The organism is Nocardia sp. NPDC060255 (genome assembly GCF_042727395.1).
GTDB lineage: Bacteria > Actinomycetota > Actinomycetes > Mycobacteriales > Mycobacteriaceae > Nocardia.
In genome coordinates this window covers 28,424-45,236 of the sequence record NZ_JBHXAU010000001.1, presented here as the reverse complement: position 1 = coordinate 45,236, position 16,813 = coordinate 28,424, and the positions used below count along the sequence as shown (strand labels likewise).

At 69.2% G+C, this 16,813-nt stretch carries 16 protein-coding genes; 5 read left to right on the top strand and 11 right to left on the bottom strand.

Translation table 11 applies throughout. The annotated features are described in order from the left end of the window. Positions 1 to 21: 21 nt before the first annotated feature. Both ACFWF1_RS00230 and ACFWF1_RS00225 read right to left on the bottom strand, forming a co-directional pair. Entirely contained in the window at positions 22 to 1,026 is a 1,005-nt protein-coding gene (locus tag ACFWF1_RS00230) for a GNAT family N-acetyltransferase (RefSeq protein WP_379284305.1), read from the bottom strand. Next, positions 1,016 to 1,606 carry a peptide deformylase gene (locus ACFWF1_RS00225; RefSeq protein WP_379284306.1) on the bottom strand — a complete coding sequence of 197 codons (591 nt, stop codon included), beginning with the start codon at positions 1,604 to 1,606 and terminating at the stop codon, positions 1,016 to 1,018. Before ACFWF1_RS00225 ends, ACFWF1_RS00230 begins: the two co-directional genes overlap by 11 nt. A gap of 188 nt (positions 1,607 to 1,794) precedes the next feature. Here ACFWF1_RS00225 and ACFWF1_RS00220 point away from each other — a divergent pair, with 188 nt between their 5' ends. From ACFWF1_RS00220 to ACFWF1_RS00200, 5 genes are all read left to right on the top strand, one after another. Further along, positions 1,795 to 2,139, top strand: coding sequence for a DUF3263 domain-containing protein (locus ACFWF1_RS00220; RefSeq protein ID WP_379284307.1), 345 nt, complete (start codon positions 1,795 to 1,797; stop codon positions 2,137 to 2,139). Positions 2,140 to 2,158: 19 nt separating this feature from the next. Further along, complete coding sequence (locus ACFWF1_RS00215; RefSeq protein ID WP_379284308.1) at positions 2,159 to 2,740, top strand: LytR C-terminal domain-containing protein; 582 nt, start codon at positions 2,159 to 2,161, stop codon at positions 2,738 to 2,740. Positions 2,741 to 2,899: 159 nt separating this feature from the next. After that, positions 2,900 to 3,586 carry a superoxide dismutase family protein gene (locus ACFWF1_RS00210; protein ID WP_379284309.1) on the top strand — a complete coding sequence of 229 codons (687 nt, stop codon included), beginning with the start codon at positions 2,900 to 2,902 and terminating at the stop codon, positions 3,584 to 3,586. A gap of 13 nt (positions 3,587 to 3,599) precedes the next feature. Next, positions 3,600 to 4,745, top strand: a complete 1,146-nt coding sequence (locus ACFWF1_RS00205; RefSeq protein ID WP_379284310.1) for a glutamate--cysteine ligase — start codon at positions 3,600 to 3,602, stop codon at positions 4,743 to 4,745. A gap of 129 nt (positions 4,746 to 4,874) precedes the next feature. Further along, the gene (locus ACFWF1_RS00200; RefSeq protein ID WP_379284465.1) at positions 4,875 to 6,179 is read left to right on the top strand and encodes a DUF5933 domain-containing protein; all 1,305 of its coding nucleotides are present in this window, start codon (positions 4,875 to 4,877) and stop codon (positions 6,177 to 6,179) included. Between the two features lie 150 nt (positions 6,180 to 6,329). Here ACFWF1_RS00200 and mnhG read toward each other — a convergent pair whose 3' ends face one another. The 9 genes from mnhG to ACFWF1_RS00155 form a co-directional block, all read right to left on the bottom strand. Continuing rightward, positions 6,330 to 6,662 (bottom strand): monovalent cation/H(+) antiporter subunit G, encoded by a 333-nt coding sequence (gene mnhG / locus ACFWF1_RS00195; RefSeq protein WP_379284311.1) that lies wholly within the window; start codon positions 6,660 to 6,662, stop codon positions 6,330 to 6,332. A gap of 46 nt (positions 6,663 to 6,708) precedes the next feature. Further along, complete coding sequence (locus ACFWF1_RS00190; protein WP_379284312.1) at positions 6,709 to 6,969, bottom strand: monovalent cation/H+ antiporter complex subunit F; 261 nt, start codon at positions 6,967 to 6,969, stop codon at positions 6,709 to 6,711. Then, entirely contained in the window at positions 6,966 to 7,511 is a 546-nt protein-coding gene (locus ACFWF1_RS00185) for a Na+/H+ antiporter subunit E (protein WP_379284466.1), read from the bottom strand. Before ACFWF1_RS00185 ends, ACFWF1_RS00190 begins: the two co-directional genes overlap by 4 nt. Positions 7,512 to 7,516: 5 nt before the next feature. Further along, a complete protein-coding gene (locus ACFWF1_RS00180; RefSeq protein ID WP_379284467.1) occupies positions 7,517 to 9,097 on the bottom strand; it encodes a Na+/H+ antiporter subunit D in 1,581 nt (526 codons plus the stop codon). A gap of 29 nt (positions 9,098 to 9,126) precedes the next feature. After that, positions 9,127 to 9,510, bottom strand: coding sequence for a Na(+)/H(+) antiporter subunit C (locus ACFWF1_RS00175; protein ID WP_357385137.1), 384 nt, complete (start codon positions 9,508 to 9,510; stop codon positions 9,127 to 9,129). Beyond that, positions 9,507 to 12,437, bottom strand: a complete 2,931-nt coding sequence (locus tag ACFWF1_RS00170) for a Na+/H+ antiporter subunit A (RefSeq protein ID WP_379284313.1) — start codon at positions 12,435 to 12,437, stop codon at positions 9,507 to 9,509. The genes ACFWF1_RS00175 and ACFWF1_RS00170 overlap by 4 nt, the downstream gene beginning before the upstream one ends. A 111-nt stretch (positions 12,438 to 12,548) precedes the next feature. After that, positions 12,549 to 13,844, bottom strand: a complete 1,296-nt coding sequence (locus ACFWF1_RS00165; RefSeq protein ID WP_379284315.1) for a hypothetical protein — start codon at positions 13,842 to 13,844, stop codon at positions 12,549 to 12,551. A 135-nt stretch (positions 13,845 to 13,979) separates the two neighbouring features. After that, on the bottom strand, positions 13,980 to 16,280 hold the full coding sequence (locus ACFWF1_RS00160) for an AAA family ATPase (protein WP_379284317.1): 2,301 nt from the start codon (positions 16,278 to 16,280) through the stop codon (positions 13,980 to 13,982). Between the two features lie 50 nt (positions 16,281 to 16,330). Further along, positions 16,331 to 16,774 carry a hypothetical protein gene (locus ACFWF1_RS00155; RefSeq protein ID WP_379284318.1) on the bottom strand — a complete coding sequence of 148 codons (444 nt, stop codon included), beginning with the start codon at positions 16,772 to 16,774 and terminating at the stop codon, positions 16,331 to 16,333. Between the last annotated feature and the right edge of the window lie 39 nt (positions 16,775 to 16,813).

Genomic DNA, 16,813 nt, shown 5'->3' with positions numbered 1-16,813 from the left:
TCGTAGGGATATGACTCCGTTTTACCGGAGGCCGGCGGACCGGTGGGGGTGGTTCGTCGGGGATGCGTACCGATACATGTGGTGTTCGACGAAACCCAGCTCGCGATACAGCGCGAGGGCGCCACTGTTTCCGGCCTCGACCTGAAGGTACGCGTGCGTCGCACCGCGCGCGTGACCCCACCGGATCAGCTCGGCGCACACCAGCGAACCGAGCCCTTTCCTGCGATGCTCCGCGCCCACCGCCACACAGGTGAGTCCGACCCACCGCCGCCCGTCCGGCGCCGTGGTTACCGCGCCGCGACCGATCGCGATCGGCGTCGGCACGCCGAGCGAGGCGAACCCGAGCTCGCCGTCGCGCACGGCGGTCAACACCTCGACATCCGGTTCCCGCGCCGAAAGTCGTTGCGGTGTCGGCGCTTCGCCTTCATACCGGTTCAAGTCCAACCAGGCGTCGTCCGGTGTGCCGGCGACGCGCACCATCGAAGGCCCCTGTGGGAGCACGAAATTCTCGATGTCGATGGCCAGCACGATGGTCTCGCTCCAACTGTCCCACCCCGGCGGGATGGGAGCCAGTCGATCGGGCAACACGAGCAGTAGCGGCAACCCGTGCTCGGTGTACCACTCGCCGATGCGGTGGATCGCCGCCGGCGTCACCACGGCGGGCCCGTCGGAACCACCCAGCGGCACAGCGGAATTCGCGCGACCGGTGTACCCGTGCCCGGCGCGCACCAACCACCCGTCGATCCAGGTGTGCTCGATGCCGGGCCAGGCATCCGCCGCCGCGGCTTCCAGCGACCTGATCTCGCGAGTACGAATCGGCCTGGGCCCCACCGCTTTCAACGCGACCACCCGATCCGGCGTCACCGAAACGACCTGCCCGTCGGCCCCGCGCACGGTCGGCGGATCCAGCGAGACCAGTTCGCCGATCACATCGGTGAGTGGCTGTGGATAACCGGCGGGCAGCCGATAACGCAGCACCACGCGGCGGCCGAGCGGGATCTCCGGAAAATCCGGGTCAGTCGTCATGGCCGAACGGATCCGCGACAGTCCCGGGAATCCAGCTGAGTCCCGGTGTGCCCCAACCGTTGCGCTTGATCGCCTTCTTCGCCGCCCGGGCATTGCGCCCGATCAGCACGTCCACGTAGAGGAAGCCGTCCAGGTGCCCGACCTCGTGCTGCAGCATGCGGGCGAAGAAATCCTTGCCCTCGATCTCGACCGGGTTGCCGTGCTCGTCGGTGCCGGTGACCTTGGCCCATTCGGCACGACCGGTCGGATACTGCTCGCCGGGCACCGACAGGCAGCCCTCTTCGTCGTCGTCCGGGTCCGGCATGGTCTCCGGGATCGCCGAGGTCTCCAGGACCGGGTTGATCACCGCGCCGCGGCGTCGGGTAGCGGTGCCGTCCGACGCGACGTCGGGGCAGTCGTAGACGAACAGCCGCAGCGGCACGCCGACCTGATTGGCCGCGAGGCCGACACCGTGCGCGGCGTCGAGCGTGTCGTACATATCCGCGATGAGCTCGGCCAATTCCTCCGGTGAATGGGTGACCCGCTCGGTCGGGTTGTGCAGAACCGGGTCGCCGACGATCACGATCGGGAGGATAGCCATGGGACCAATTATTGCCGCGCCGCCCGGTCGCCGACCGTGCGGGGGCGGCAACCTTCCCGCGACACGCCTACCGGCAGGTAGGGAACACGCCGCGCCGTACCCCCGGCGATCCCACGCTCTCGTGGTTGAATGATCCGCGACGTACAAGCACCATTTTTCGTCTGGTGGTAACTCGGCGAGGGAGCAAGATGGACGGCGCAGCGGCACGGAACTTTTCCGCGATCCAGGGCGACCCTTCCGCGAGCGACGATGTCACGGCAGCGGAAACGACCGGCGACAGCGACGGCCTGAGCCGTCGCGAACACGACATCCTGGCCTTCGAGCGCCAGTGGTGGAAGTACGCGGGGGCCAAGGAAGAAGCCATCCGGGAGCTGTTCGGCATGTCGCCCACTCGGTACTACCAGGTGCTCAACACCGTGGTGGATCGGCAGGAGGCGCTCGCCGCCGACCCCATGCTCGTCAAGCGGCTGCGCAGGCTGCGGGCGAGCAGGCAAAAGGCCAGGGCCGCGCGACGGCTCGGATTCCAGGTATGACCGGGCTAGGCTCGACTAGGTGAGCTACCCGAATCCCACCTCCGGTGGGCCGCCATTGCGAGCGTTGGCGATGGTGTTGATCGCACTGGCCATCGTGTTCGGTGGCCTTGGGGCGATGTCGCTGTCGAAGTCCGATGCCGACAGCTCAGGATCCGGTCCCGCGGAGTCGGCCACCTCGACCAGCGCCAAGCCGGTACCGCAGGTGCCCGCGGCCACCACGCCCGCGAAGACCCCGGACGCCGCGTCGTCCACGAGTGTCGCCCCGTCGTCCGCGGCGACCACCACGCCGACGACCACGACTCCGGCGACCACCACGGCCGCCGCCAAGGCGGTTCCGGTGACCGTGCTGAACAACAGCATGATCGTCGGGCTGGCCGGCAAGACCGCGGGCCAGCTCACCGCCGACGGCTGGAATGTCGTCGAGACCGGCAACTACCCCGGCGCGAATATCCCGAAAACCACCGTGTACTACGGCAATTCGCCCGGCGACAAAGAGGCGGGCCAAGCCATCGCGCAGCAGCTCGGCATCACCGCGGAACCGAAATCGAGCGGATTGGGCGAGTCCTCGCCCGGGGTCACCGTCATCGTGACGGGCAACTGACAACTGGCGACCTGGCCGCGTCAACTGGCGACGTGCCGCTGAACGGGCCTGTCACGGCGCGACACGGCGGACGTGGCATCATCTTGTCCGGTAACGAACGTGTCCACCCAGCTTTACTCGTAAACTTCGTAAACTCGGTACTCATAAAGGAGTTCCCCGATGGCCCCGTCCACAACTCGTCGCCCGTCCTGGCGGACTGTGACCCCGGTGCTCGCGATCGCGGTCCTCGGCCTCGCAGGCTGCACCAACAGTCAGGAGTCGAGTGACGTGCAGGGGACGACCCCGCCGGTGTGGAGCGGTGCCGCCGCCCCGCCCGCGAGCGAATCCGGCAAGGAAACCGGCAGTGCCGAGGCGAACACGGGCGTGAAGGTCGACCTGAAGGACGCCGCGGGCGCCTCGGTCGCCACCGCGAACATCGTCAAGGACGGTAACCACCTGCAGTTCACCGTCGAGGCGCACGGCCTGCGCCCGGGCTTCCACGGCCTGCACGTGCACTCGATCGGCAAGTGCGAGGCCAACTCGGTCGCGCCGACCGGCGGCCCGTCCGGCGACTTCCTTTCCGCCGGTGGCCATCTGCAGGTCGGTAGCGCGAACACGCACCCGGCCAGCGGCGATCTCACCTCGCTCGAGGTCCGCTCGGACGGCACCGCCAAGCTGGTCACCACCACCGACGCGCTGACGCTCGACGATCTGAAGAACAAGGCGTTGATGATCCACGCCGACGCCGACAACTTCGGCAACATCCCGAACCGATACCTCCGGGCCGACGGCGTTGCCGGCCCGGATGATACGACGCTAGCGACAGGCGACGCGGGCGGCCGCGTTGCCTGCGGTGTGATCCAGTAGCGCAGGAGCCGATATGGCCGGGGCAGGCAGAGAACACGTTCCCTTCCATGGATCGCCCCGGCCCACCATAGGTATCGAGTGGGAGATCGCACTCGTCGACAAGGTGAGCCGCGATCTATCGAATACCGCTGCGGCGGTGTTCGATTCGTTGGGTGATCTACACGCGCACGATGGCACCCCGCAGGTGACCAAGGAGCTGTTGCGCAATACGGTCGAGCTCGTCACCGGCGTGCATGAGACCGTCGGCGAGGCGGTCGATGATCTGCGCGGCACCATGGACGCGGTCCGGCGCGCCGCCGACCCGCTCGGAGTCGACCTGTTCTGCGCGGGCACCCATCCGTTCGCCCAGTGGTCGGCGCAACAGCTGACCCGTTCGGAGCATTACGACGAGCTGATCGAGCGCACCCAGTGGTGGGGCCGGCAGATGATGATCTGGGGCGTGCACGTGCACGTCGGAGTTTCGCACCGGGACAAGGTCTTTCCGATCCTGAACGCGCTGCTGATCCACTACCCGCATCTGCTGTCGCTATCCGCGTCCTCGCCGATGTGGGCGGGCGCCGACACGGGCTACGCCAGCAACCGGACGCTGATGTTCCAGCAGCTACCCACGGCCGGTCTGCCGTTTCAATTCGAAAACTGGCAGGGGTTCGAACATTTCGTGCACGACCAGTTCAAGACGGGGGTGTTCGAGCAGCTCGGCGGGATGCACTGGGACATCCGGCCGGCGCCGAAGTGGGGGACGATCGAAGTCCGGGTGTGCGATGGGGTGTCGACGCGCGCCGAGCTGGCGGCGATGGCCGCGCTGATCCACTGCCTGATCGTCGACTTGGACCGCAGGCTCGAGGAGGGCGAGACGCTGCCGTCGCTGCCGCCGTGGCACGCGCAGGAGAACAAGTGGCGTGCTGCCCGCTACGGGCTGGACGCGATCGTCATCGTCGATGACAAGAGCAACGAGCGACTGGTCACCGACGACGTGACCGATCTGCTGAACCGGTTGGAGCCGACCGCGAAACGGCTCGGCTGCGCGGACGAATTGGCGTTCGTCGCGGAGATCCCGGAGCGAGGTGCGTCATACCAGCGGCAGCGAAAAGTCGCCGCCGCAGCGCAAGGTGACCTGGTCGCGGTGGTAGACGCGCTGGTCAAGGAGCTCGAGCAATAATTCCCCGGTGGGTTCGGTTGCCCACTGTTCAGTCGGCCAGTGGGATGGCGTTCACCCCCCGTTTACTATGGTCGAGTGCTTGTCGAAGACCCGGGACCCAGAGTAGGAAGTGCCGCTCCTCGGTTGCGTGTGCCGCCGACCCGGGTATGGGTCGCGGCGGGCGTCACCGCGGTGCCGGTACTGCTGATCGCGCTGCAAATCGTGGCCATGCGCGAAGGGTTCCAGGGCCCGCTCGGCAGCCTATGGCAGGACTACGTCGGCACCCCCAAATCGATGTCGGTGCCGTGGGCGGGCTTGGTCCTTGCGCTGGTTGGCATTTCGGCGCGCCGCCGGATCATCGCGCTGAGTGTGGCCGTGGCCATCGACCTGGTGTGGTTGGGTGTCCGGCTGCTGGCCGGAGAGTCGTTCGCGATCGGCAACGGTCCGGTGATCGTGCTCACCGGGCTGGCGGTGTTCGCCTGGCTGCGCTGGGACGGCACCGAACGGCGCAACGCGCTGCACGCCGCCGCGCTCGGTGCGCTGCTCATCCTCGCCACCAAGGTCGGCGACGTGTGGTTGCACGTGACAGTCATGAGCAGGCCGACGGTGCTCGACGAATATGTGCTGCTGGCCGATCACGCGCTGGGCGATCCGTCCTGGGTGATGGGTCGGGTGCTCGACGTGCTCGGCCCGGTCGTCTACGGGGTGCTGCACTGGGTTTACATCGAGTTGCCGGTCGCGGCGATCGTGGTGGCGGTGTGGCAGCTGCGCCGGGTGGTGTCCAGCGGCCGGTGGCCGACCCACTATCTGGTGCGCACGTTCCTGGTGCTCGGGCTGGTCGGCCCGATCGTCTATGTGATTTTCCCGGTGGTCGGGCCGATGTTCGCGTTCGGCGCGGACGGGCACGGGCTGCAACTGGGCAACTATTGGCCGAGCGTGGTGCCGCCACTGGACCGCAACCCGATGCCGATGCCGTTCGATTCGGCGACACCGCGCAACTGCATGCCGTCCATGCACACCGCCTGGGCACTGTCGGTGTTCCTGCACACCCGTCGCGACACCGACGGCGGCCCCGCACCCAGCCTGGTGCGCTGGGGCGGCGCGTTCTGGCTGCTGGCCACCGTCACCGCGACCCTCGGCTTCGGCTACCACTACGGCATCGACCTCGTCGCGGGCGCGGTGCTGTGCCTGACCGTCGAATCGGCGCTCCGCGATCCCGAGCGCGGCTGGGGCTGGTTCCGCATCCGCCTCGTCGTCGGCGGCACCGCAGTCCTCGCCATCCTCCTACTGTCCTACCGCTACCTACCGGTTTCGATGGCCGAATACCCAGTCCTCGCAGGCACAGTCATCCTCGCCCTGCTCGCAGGCCTGGCCGCCGCCTTCCACGCCACCTGGTTCGCAGGCCAACGCCAGACCACAGCGTCACAGCGCGAGGTCGAGACCGCCTCGCGCTGAGGTTCGCAGTGCTGCGGTGTCATTCGTCCACTATGGGTACGACTCGCATGGCTGATCCCTTCCGCACGCCCGGAGTGTCAGGCTCCCAGTGCATAGTCCGCTACGACCGAGATAGATCTTCGCGTTTCGGTAGAAATCGAATGGCCGAGCTCAGTCGATGCTGTCGCCGAGTTCGTTGACGGTGAGTAGGCCGTCTCGGTGGCTTTGTTCGCGGTAGGCGGTGCGGCTGATGAGGTGGGCTACTACCGGGGCGGTTAGTAGGGTGAAGAGGCCGACGAGGACTAGGGCCCAGACGTTGCCGTGGCCGAATAGTTCGATGCCTGCGCCTGCCAGGACCAGGATCAGGCCGATCACTTGGGGTTTGGTGGCGGCGTGCATGCGGGTGAGGGTGTCGGGGAAGCGCACGATCGCGATCGATGCGGTCAGGGCCAGGGTGGCGCCGAAGAGGATGAGTGCGCCGGAGATCCACTGCCACAAGGTCATCGGTTGCCTCCGGGTCGGAATGCCGGTCGTTTCAGCAGCATTGGGTTCACTGTTCGTCCTTCACGCGGAAGCGGGTGACGGCGGCCGAGCCGAGGAAGCCGACCAGGGCCAGCGCGATGATCGCCGGAATGATCGTGGTGTCCTCGCTGTAGGCGGCCCAGACGGCCAGCCCGGAGGCGGCGATGGCCATCAGCGAGTCGATGCCGACGATCCGGTCCAGGGTGCTCGGCCCGGCCAGAATGCGATAGCTGGTGATCACGGCGGCGGCCGTCAGCAGCACGCCCGCGATGATGGCGACAACGGTCACGGCGCCACCTCCGGCGGCCTGGCCGGGGTGGAGCGCCATTCGGAGTGGCGCTCGAACGACGAGATGAGCAGCTTCTCCAGGCGCCGGGTGGTCCGGTAGAACTTGTCCACCGCCGCGTCGCTGCTCACGTCGAGCACGTGCACGTAGACGACGCAGCGCCGCCGATCGATCTCCAGCACCATGGTGCCCGGGATCAGGTTGAGCAGGTCGGTGCACAGCACGAGCACCAGATCGGATTTGGTGCTCAAGTAGACGCGCAGCACCCCGGAGACCGGCGGCGGCGCGGGCCGGATCGCGAACCACGCCACCTGCAGACTGGATTCGATCGCGTAATACGCGGCCACCACGATCAATTCGACCAGCGACAGCGGATGCAGCCGCCCGTTGACCGGCACCCGGGGCAGCGGCAGCGCCACCATGATCAGCGCGCCCACCGCAAGCCCGGCCAGCACGTTGGCGATGCTGAGATCGCCCCACAGCGCGACCCAGACAACGGTCAGCCAACTCAGCACGCCGACCCGCACGACCGTCTCGCGACTCACCCCGCTCATTTATCCGCTCCCGGCGCCGGAGGCGAATTGCCAAGCACCGCAGTGATGTACACGCCGGGATCGCGCAGATCCGCGGCCGCCCGGTCGGCGATGCGCAGGATCGGACCCGCGAGCACCGTCAGGCTGAGCCCGACAGCGACCAACGCCGCCGTCGAACCGACCATCAACAGCGGCATCCGGCCGGGGTGCGGGCGCTCGTCGTAGAGCACGTCCGTCGAATCCTCGATCAGCGACGGAGTTTTCGCGGCGGTGAGGTGTCCCTCGGGCGCCTCCACCCGCGGCCGCCAGAAGGCCTTGCTCCACACCCGCGCGATGGCGTACAGCGTGAGCAGGCTGGTGAGCACCGACCCCGCCACCAGCGTCCAGGCCAGCACGCTGCCGTCATCCGCGCCCGCCTGCAACAGCGCGACCTTGCCGATGAACCCCGAGAACGGCGGAATGCCACCGAGATTCAGCGCGGGAATCAGGAACAGCACGGCCAGCAGCGGACTCGCCGTCGCCAGCCCGCCGAGCCTGCGCAGCGAGGTCGAGCCCGCCTGCCGCTCGATCAGGCCGACCACCAGGAACAGTGCCGTCTGCACCAGAATGTGGTGCGCCACATAGAAAACCGCGCCGGACAGCCCGGCCGTGCTGGCCAGCCCGACGCCGAAGATCATGTACCCGATGTGGCTGACCAGGGTGAACGACAACAGTCGCCGGATATCGCTCTGCGCGATCGCGCCGAAGATGCCGACCAGCATGGTGAGCAACCCGCACACCAGCAGGATCGAGTCGAACTCACCGCCGGGGAACAGCAGCGAGTGCGTCCGGATGATCGCGTACACACCGACTTTGGTGAGCAGGCCGGCGAACACCGCGGTCACCGGCGCGGGCGCGGTGGGGTAGGAGTCGGGCAGCCAGTTCGACAGCGGGAACACCGCCGCCTTGATGCCGAACGCCACCAGCAGCACCGCGTAGATGGCCGTGCGGGTGCCCTCCGGCACCGCACCGAACCGCTGGGCCAGCTGCGCCAGGTTCAACGTGCCGGTGGCCGCGTAGGTCATGCCGATGCCGGTCAGGAAGATCAGCGACGCCAGCATCGAGACCATCACATAGGACACCCCCGCGCGGATCCGTTCCTCGGTGCCGCCGACGGTGAGCAGCACGAACGACGCGGCCAGCAGGATCTCGAAGCCGACGAACAGGTTGAACAGGTCACCGGCCAGGAACGCGGCCGAGACACCGCCGGTCAGCACCAGATAGGTGGGCCGATAGATCGAGGTCGGCTGCCGCTCGTCGCCGTCGCGAATGTTCTGGCCGGAACCGTAGAGCGCGACGGCGAGCAGCACGATCGAGGAGACCAGCAGCATCCCCGCGGACAGCCGGTCCACCACCAGCGTGATGCCGATCGGCGTCTCCCAGTTGCCCACCTGCAATGCGGTGGTGCCGTCGCGGTCGGCCAGATACAGCAGCAGCCCGCAGATGACGACGACGGCGGTGAGCGCGCCGAGCATGAACGTGCGCTGGGTCCGTGGCCTGCGGCCGAAGACCAGCGTGCCCGCCGCCGCGAGCAGCGGCACCAGCACGGGTAGTGGCATGAGGATCGGCAGCAGGCCGGGGGAGAGGTTCAATCTTCCGGGTCCTCTCGCTCGCGCCTGCGGGCGATATCGACGTCTTCCTGGTCGTTCTCGACATCGTCGGTGGTGGTGATGGTGTAGGAGCGATAGGCCAGCGCAAGCACGAACGCGGCGAGGCCCATGGTGATCACGATCGCGGTGAGCACCATCGCCTGCGCGAGCGGGTCGGCCGTGTCCCGGTGCGTGGTGTCGGTCTGGCCCTGGATCGGCGCGCGGCCGTCCGGGCCCGCGAGGGTGATGATCAGCAGGTTCACCGCGTTGCCGAACAGGATCATGCCGAGCAGCATCTTCGACACCGCGCGCTCCAGGATCAGATACACCCCGCAGGCGACCAGGACCCCGATCACGATCAGCAGCGTGAGGTTGGCGGTCATTCGACGGAACCTCCAGCGGTCGAGGAGGTTTCGCTGACCGCGAGCTCGCTGTCGAGTCGCGCGCCGAGGCTGCGCAGCACGTCGAGCACCAGGCCGACGACGATCAGGTAGACGCCGAGATCGAAGAACAGCGCGGTCACCAGCTTGACGTGGCCGAGCAGCGGCAGCGTCACTTCGAAGATCGCCGAGGACAGCGGGGGCACGCCGAAAAACAGTGACCCGACCGCGGTTCCGGCGGCCAAGGCCAGTCCGGCCCCGAGCAGATGGCCCGCGTCGACCGGCAGCGCCTCGCCGAGTTCGTACCGGCCACCGGCGAGATAGCGCAAGGTCAGCGCGAGCCCGGCGGTGAGCCCGCCCGCGAAACCGCCGCCCGGCGCGTTGTGGCCGGAGAAGAAGAAGTACACCGACAGCACCATGATGGTCGGGAACACCAGCCGGGTGGTGATCTGCATGACCATCGAGCGGTCCGCGCGATCGACCAGCCGTCCGGCGGGCAGCCAGCTCACCAGGTCCGGGTCGTAGTTCGGCGAATCGGCGGCGCGCGGGGCGCTGCCGAAGCGGCGGCTGCGGAACACCAGCGAGGCGACGCCGGTCGCGGCGACCACGAGCACCGAGATCTCGCCGAGCGTGTCCCACGCGCGGACGTCGACGAGCAGCACGTTGACGGCGTTCTTGCCGCCACCGAATTGGTAAGCGGCGTCGGGGATTCGGTGCCAGATCGGCTCGGCGGTGCGGGCGGCGACGGCGAACGCGCCGAGCACCGTGACGGCCGTGCCGACCAGCGCGGCCAGCACCGCCCGGCGCGCCTTGAACGGGGTCGCCCGGCCTGCCTCGATCTCCGCCGGGAACGCGCGCAACACCAGTACGAAGATGACCAAAGTCAGTGTCTCGACCAGGAATTGGGTCAGCGCGAGATCGGGCGCGCCGTGCAGCGCGAAGATCACGCCGCAGCCGTAGCCGGTGACCCCGACCACGAGCACGCTGGCCAATCGGTTGCGCAGCACCGTCGCGCCGAGCGCCATCGCGATCAGGATCCCGCCGATCACCGCCTGCAACGGCGAATCCCACAGTCGCAGTCGCACTCCGGTGCGGGTGCCCAGGGCGAGCAGCACGGTCGGCAGGATGATCAGCGTGCCGAGGATCGTCGCCTGACTCAGCGGCAGCGACCCGCGCTGCACCGCGCCGGTCATCCGCAGCGACAGCTGATCCATGCCGCGCAGCGCCGCGTCGTAGGCCCGGTCCGCGTTGCCGAGCCGCGGCCGGGTGGGATCGCGGAGGCGATCACGCAGCCGGAACAGCGCGAAACCGCCTGCGATGATCGCGACCGTCAGCGCCAGCGGGACGGTAAAGCCGTGCCACAGCGACAGATAGGACAGCAGATCCTCGGAAAACGTTTCCGCGTAAGGGCTCAGCAGGTGATCCGTGCCCGGCGCCGCCAGACCGGCGGCCAGGCTCGCCACCGCGAGCACCGCGGGCGCGGCCAGGAACAACGCACTCGGCGCGTGCCAGCCGCCGTCTTCGACGCCGTGCGATCCATCATCGGAATCCGTTGTCGGCCCGGTACTTTCGGCGGCGTAGTCGGAAACCCTGCGCACCCGATGCGCGCCGTGCGCGGTCGGTCGCGCAATCCCCGGCTTGTCCGCGAAGGCACCCCAGACGAAGCGAATGCTGTAGCCGACGGTCAGCATCGACCCGAGCACCACGCCGACCGCGAGCGCCACCCGCGCGGGCCCGGCGAGGGTATCGGCGTCCAGGATCGCGCCCAGCGCGCTTTCCTTGCCGACGAACCCGACCAGCGGCGGAATCCCGGCCATGCTCAACGCGGCGAGTATCGCGATGCCGCACAGCACCGGGGCGCGGCGGCCGAGCCCCGAGAGCCGGCGCAGATCCCGGGTGCCCGCCCCGTGATCGATGATCCCGACCACCATGAACAGGCAGGCCTTGAACATCGCGTGCGCCACGATCATCGCCACCCCGGCGAGCGCCGCGTCGGGCGTGCCGATGCCGACCAGCACGATCAGGAAGCCGAGCTGGCTCACCGTGCCGAAGGCCAGCACCAGCTTCAGATCGACCACCTCGAGCGACCGCAACCCGGCGAGCAGCATCGACGCCACGCCGAGGGTGAGCACCAGCGGATGCCAGACCGGGTTCTCCGCGAACACCGGCGCCAGCCGCGCCACCAGATACACACCGGCCTTCACCATGGCCGCGGCGTGCAGATACGCGCTGACCGGGGTCGGCGCCGCCATCGCGCCGGGCAGCCAGAAGTGCAGCGGCACCACGGCGGACTTGCTGAGCGCGCCGATCAGGATCAACACCACCGCGACGTTCACCGCGAGCCCGTGCGGCGGATGCGCCTGCGCCAGCAGGTCGGAGAGCAGGTAGCTGTGGTTGGTCTCGCCGAGGATGATCAACCCGACCAGCATCGCCAGCCCGCCCGCGGCGGTGACCAGCAGCGCCTGGATGGCCGCGCGCCGACTGTTCGCCTGCTCGGCGTTGTGGCCGACGAGCAGGAACGACAGCACCGTCGTCACTTCCCAGAACACGAAGAGCAGCAGCATGTTGTCGCTGGTCACCAGGCCGAACATGGCCCCGGCGAAGCCGACCATCTCGGCCGCGAAAACACCGAGGCGCGGCTCGTCGTCCTCGAAGTAACTCGCGCAGTAGCACAGCACCAGCGCGCCGATGCCGAGCACCAGCGCCGACATGATCGCGGCGAGCGAGTCGAACCGCAGATCGATGTTCATCTCGATGCTCGGCGCCCACGCCAGCCGAACCCGCTGTGTGCTACCCCAATTCGCGACGACCCAGACCAGGCCGCCGAGCGGGACCAGGGCAAGCACGTAGAAAGCGTTGCGTCCCAGCGCCTTTACCCACAGCGGTGCGACGAGCGCGGCTGCGGCTAGGGCGAGCAGGATTGCGAGCAAACTGCACTCCGTCGGGTAGGGGCGGCGGGGTGGTGCGGGACAATCTTACGTGGAGCCTGGGGTTTCCGCGTCCTCGTCGGGTATGGCGTCGGGTACATGACGCCACTGGGGCTATATGTCCGCTAACGCTTCGTCGCTGGCGGGGTCGGTCGATTCTGGTCGGCCGCGCGGTCGGAAGTGGTGCAGCACGGCAAGGCCGACCGCGCTGCCGAGCACGATCGCCAGTGCGGCACGGCCGGGTGTGGTGTCGTGCGCCGCGTCGTCGGTCACGTGCCAGCTCTTGGTGTCGTCGGGCAGCACGGAAATGACCGTCGGCAGGTAGAGGGCGGCGAGCGCGAGCACGCCGCTCGGGGCGAACTGCGGCCGGGCGGTGGCGCAGCAGTAGCCCGCGGTGACCGCGAGCGCCGCGCTGCCGAGGGAGAAGAGGATCCAGTTCGCGTCCGGCGGCGTGCTGATCGCGAAGACGGCGATGCTTGCCAGCAGGGCGACGGCCAGCGGCACCGAGGGCCGCCGGGCACCGGCGAACAGGCCGACGGCGGTGAGCGCGAGCAACACCCAGACGCTCCAGCCGGGCCGGGCGGCATACCCGAAGGCGTCGGCGACCGCCGTCAAACTGACCGCGAGATACACGCCGTAGCCGTCGCGGCCGGGCAGCAGCATGGCCGCCGCGGTCGCGGCGAACACGGTGGCGGCGGCGGTCAGCCCGATATCGACCGCGTGATTGATCGCGGGCGCGTTGGTGTATTGCCGTTGCAGCCATTCGGTGACAGCGAGGATCACCAGGGCCAGCACCATCGCCGCGAGGATCGGCGCCACCGGAAGGTCGATGGACAACCGCGCGGGCTCCGGCTCGCCCGCCTTGCTCCGATTCCGCAGGGTGCTGAGCACCAGCAGCACCATCGTCAGCCCGATCAGCCAGCTCGGCGGCGTCTCCAGCACGTCGAACGGGTCGTCCTCGATGTCGAGGAAGTCCGCGAGGTCGCTGAACACGAAGAACCCGGCACAGCCGAGCGCGTAGCCGCCGGCGAGCACCGGCTTGCGCAGCGCGGCGACGCCGAGCCCGCCGAGCAGGATCCCGGCGCACGCCGCGTCCACGTAGTTCTGCGTGGTGAGCATGTCGGCGGACGAAACATGGCGGCCGACAACGTGATTCACCAGCTGCGCGATGGTGCCGAGCAGGGCGACCGCCCATGCGGTGGCCGGGCGGAAGGCGGTGCCGACCAGCACCGCGACCGCGACCGCGACGATCACGCCGATGGCCGCGCCGCGCGGCACGCTGTCCCACAGGTTGGTGATCTGATACGGCGTGCTCTCCCGGATCGAGGAGAAGGTGACCGGCAGGAACAGCGTCACACCCGCGACCGCGGCTCCGAAGAAGGCCGTGACCGCGTCGAACGCATCACCCATCCGCCGCACGTGCCGAACATACCTGCGCGCGACCTGCGATTCTGTGATTGCCATCACTTCGCGGGCGCATGTCGAAATGGGTGAAATGCCAGAAAGCTGCGGTTTACAGTGCGTTTGCCATCCGGTCGGCAATCGTTAGAGGTACCGGCCTTCGTTGCCCGTCGGCTGGCCCCGCGTCTCCGCGTACCGGCGCAGCGACTCGACCTGCAGTGCGTCCAGCGACGGCCGGACGGTCGCGCGGGCCGCCGCCACATCGGCCGCGGTGACGTCGGCGGCGTCGAGGTCGCGGCGCATCGCCGTGAGCGCGGCCTCTCGTAGCAGCGCCGCGCAGTCGGCCGCGGAGTAACCGTCGAGCTTGCGGGCCAGCGCGGCGAGGTCGACGTCGCGGGCCAGCGGCACCGAGCGCCCGGCCGTCCGCAGGATCTCCAGCCGGGCCGCGCTGTCCGGCGGCGGCACGAAGACCAGCCGCTCCAACCGGCCTGGCCGTAGCAGCGCCGGGTCGATCAGCTCCGGCCGGTTGGTCGCGCCGAGCACCACCACATCGCGCAGCGGTTCCACCCCGTCGAGTTCGGTGAGCAGCGCGGCGACCACCCGGTCGCCGACGCCGGAGTCGCCGCTCTGGCCGCGCCGCGGCGCCAGCGCGTCCACCTCGTCGAGGAAGATCAGCGACGGCGCGGAATCGCGTGCGCGCTGGAACAATTCGCGCACCGCGCGTTCGGAGGAGCCGACCCACTTGTCCATCAGCTCGGCGCCCTTCACCGTGTGCACGCTGAGCTGGCCGGTACTCGCCAGCGCCCGCACCAGGAAGGTCTTGCCGCAGCCGGGCGGACCGTAGAGCAGCACGCCACGCGGCGGGTCGATGCCGAGGCGGGCGAACGAATCCGGGTGCCGCAGTGGCCATAACACCGTTTCGGTCAGCGCCTGCTTGGTCTCCACCATGTCGCCGACCTCGTCCAGCGTGAGGCTGCCGATGGCCAGCTCGTCCATGCCCGAACGCGACAGCGGCCGAATCACTTTCAGCGCGTCGACCAGATCCGGTTGGGTCAGTTGCGGATCGGTGTGGCCCCTGCTGGCCCGCGACGCGGCCCGCAGCGCCGCCTCCCGGCACAGTGCGGCCAGGTCGGACACCACGAATCCCGGTGTGCGCGCGGCGATCTCGTCGAGCTTCAGCTCGGCCGTCGGGACTTTACGCAGCAACTGCTCCAGCAGCGACTTGCGCACCGGGGCGGTGGGCAGCGCGAGGGCGAGTTCGCGGTCGCATAGGTCGGGCGCGCGCAGCCGGGGGTCGATCCCGGCGGGGTGCGCCGTGGTGGCGAGGAAGGCGACGCACGGCTCCGCGACCGCGGCCCGCAGCTGATCGAGGATGAGCGTGGCGACCGGCTCGGCCTGCGCGGGCAGCAACGCGTCGATATCGGTGATCAGCAGGATGCCGCCCTGGCCGGAACAGACGTTGGCCACCGCCTCGGCCACCGCGCGCAGCCTGGTGCCGCTCTCGGCGGCCCCGATCGTCGGGCCGTCCAGCTCGACCAGTCGGCGCGGCGCGGTGACCGCGCGGGCCAGGGTGGCCTTGCCCACGCCGGCCGGGCCGGTGATCAAGACGCCGAGACGCGGTGTGGCGCCGAGGGTTTTGAGTAATTCGGGCTCGTCGAGGGCGAGGCTGAGCCACTCCGCGAGTTTCGTCGCCTGGCTGTGCGCACCCGCCAGATCCTTGACGGTGATCTGCGGATCGGTATCCCGGACGGCCGCGCTCCGGCCGTCCGGGGCGCCGTTCGCGGCCGCCGCGCCGTCGAACGCGGCCGCCTCGGTCGCGCCGCGGGCGGCCGCGCCCGCGGGGATCGGGCTGCCCGCCAGCGCCCGGTCGGCGGCGTCCCTGGCCGCGACCACCCCGGCGCCCCAGACGACCGCGGTGTTCGGCTGCACGCTGACCGGGCCGCGCAGATCGGTCGCGGTGACGGTGAGCAACTCGGTGGTCCACGCGATGCCGAAGGTGCGCGAAAGTGCTTGGGAGGCAGCGGCGGAGCTGATCTCCGGGCCGAGATCGCGGGGCAGCAGCGAGACCGTGTCGCCGACGGTCACCACCTTGCCGAGCAGCGCTTGGCGCAGCGTCGCCGCCGGGATGGTGCGGGTGGCGTGCACCGAGCCGCTCACCGAGATCTGCTTGGCGCCGTACACGGTTACCGGCGCGACGACCACCGTCGCGTCCTCGCGCAGGCCCGCGTTGGACAGCGTCACGTCATCGAGCAGCGCGACCCCGGCCGGGGTGTCCGCCGGGGCCACCCCGACCACCGCCGCGGTGCGCCGCGCACCGACCAGCGCGATGCCGTCCCACTCACGCAACCCGAGCGCGGTCAGCGCCTCCGGATGCAGCCGCACCACGCCACGGCGGGCGTCGGCGGCGGAGGGATTGAGCCGAGCGGTGAGCGCGAGTTCTGCCACCGTGCCATTCTGCCGCGCCGACGCAGGGTGGGGGCCGGGGATGGCGGGAGCTACTTGGTCTTGGGCACGATCCCGGCGGCCTGGGCAACCGGCGTCTCGGCCACGCTGCCGGACAGGCAGACCAGTTTCGCCGTGCCGAGCGCGACATTCGGGCTGCCCGTGAACTTGCTGTCCGGGTTGGCCGCCAGGATCTGCTCGATCACGGCCTTCTCCGCCTCGGAGTCCAGCTTCTTGAATTCACCGCAGGTGGTCTTGGCCGGATCGGTGGAGACGGGAGCGCTCGGCAGCTCTGCCGTCGGCGCGCTGGCCGGCGTGCCCGTGCTCGACGCGGCGGCCGGTGTCGACGGCTTCGCTGCCGCCGAGGTCGCGCTCGTGGCAGAGTCGCCCTTGCGCAGTCCGTTCGCGTCGCTGGCATCGTTCGAGGACTGGCCGCAGCCTGCCAGCAGCAAAGCCACCGTCCCGGTGACCAGGACGATGGCGGAAGTTCGCTTCATACCGTGCTTTCCCCGGTGGATATGTGTCCGATTAGCACC

Coding starts and splice junctions, on each gene's coding strand:
- ACFWF1_RS00220 (WP_379284307.1), top strand. CDS start 1,795: ATGGACGGCGCAGCGGCACGGAACTTTTCCGCGATCCAGGGCGACCCT.
- ACFWF1_RS00155 (WP_379284318.1), bottom strand. CDS start 16,774: ATGAAGCGAACTTCCGCCATCGTCCTGGTCACCGGGACGGTGGCTTTG.
- ACFWF1_RS00205 (WP_379284310.1), top strand. CDS start 3,600: ATGGCCGGGGCAGGCAGAGAACACGTTCCCTTCCATGGATCGCCCCGG.
- ACFWF1_RS00175 (WP_357385137.1), bottom strand. CDS start 9,510: ATGACCGCCAACCTCACGCTGCTGATCGTGATCGGGGTCCTGGTCGCC.
- ACFWF1_RS00225 (WP_379284306.1), bottom strand. CDS start 1,606: ATGGCTATCCTCCCGATCGTGATCGTCGGCGACCCGGTTCTGCACAAC.
- ACFWF1_RS00180 (WP_379284467.1), bottom strand. CDS start 9,097: ATGCCACTACCCGTGCTGGTGCCGCTGCTCGCGGCGGCGGGCACGCTG.
- ACFWF1_RS00165 (WP_379284315.1), bottom strand. CDS start 13,844: ATGGGTGATGCGTTCGACGCGGTCACGGCCTTCTTCGGAGCCGCGGTC.
- mnhG (WP_379284311.1), bottom strand. CDS start 6,662: ATGACCTTGTGGCAGTGGATCTCCGGCGCACTCATCCTCTTCGGCGCC.
- ACFWF1_RS00230 (WP_379284305.1), bottom strand. CDS start 1,026: ATGACGACTGACCCGGATTTTCCGGAGATCCCGCTCGGCCGCCGCGTG.
- ACFWF1_RS00210 (WP_379284309.1), top strand. CDS start 2,900: ATGGCCCCGTCCACAACTCGTCGCCCGTCCTGGCGGACTGTGACCCCG.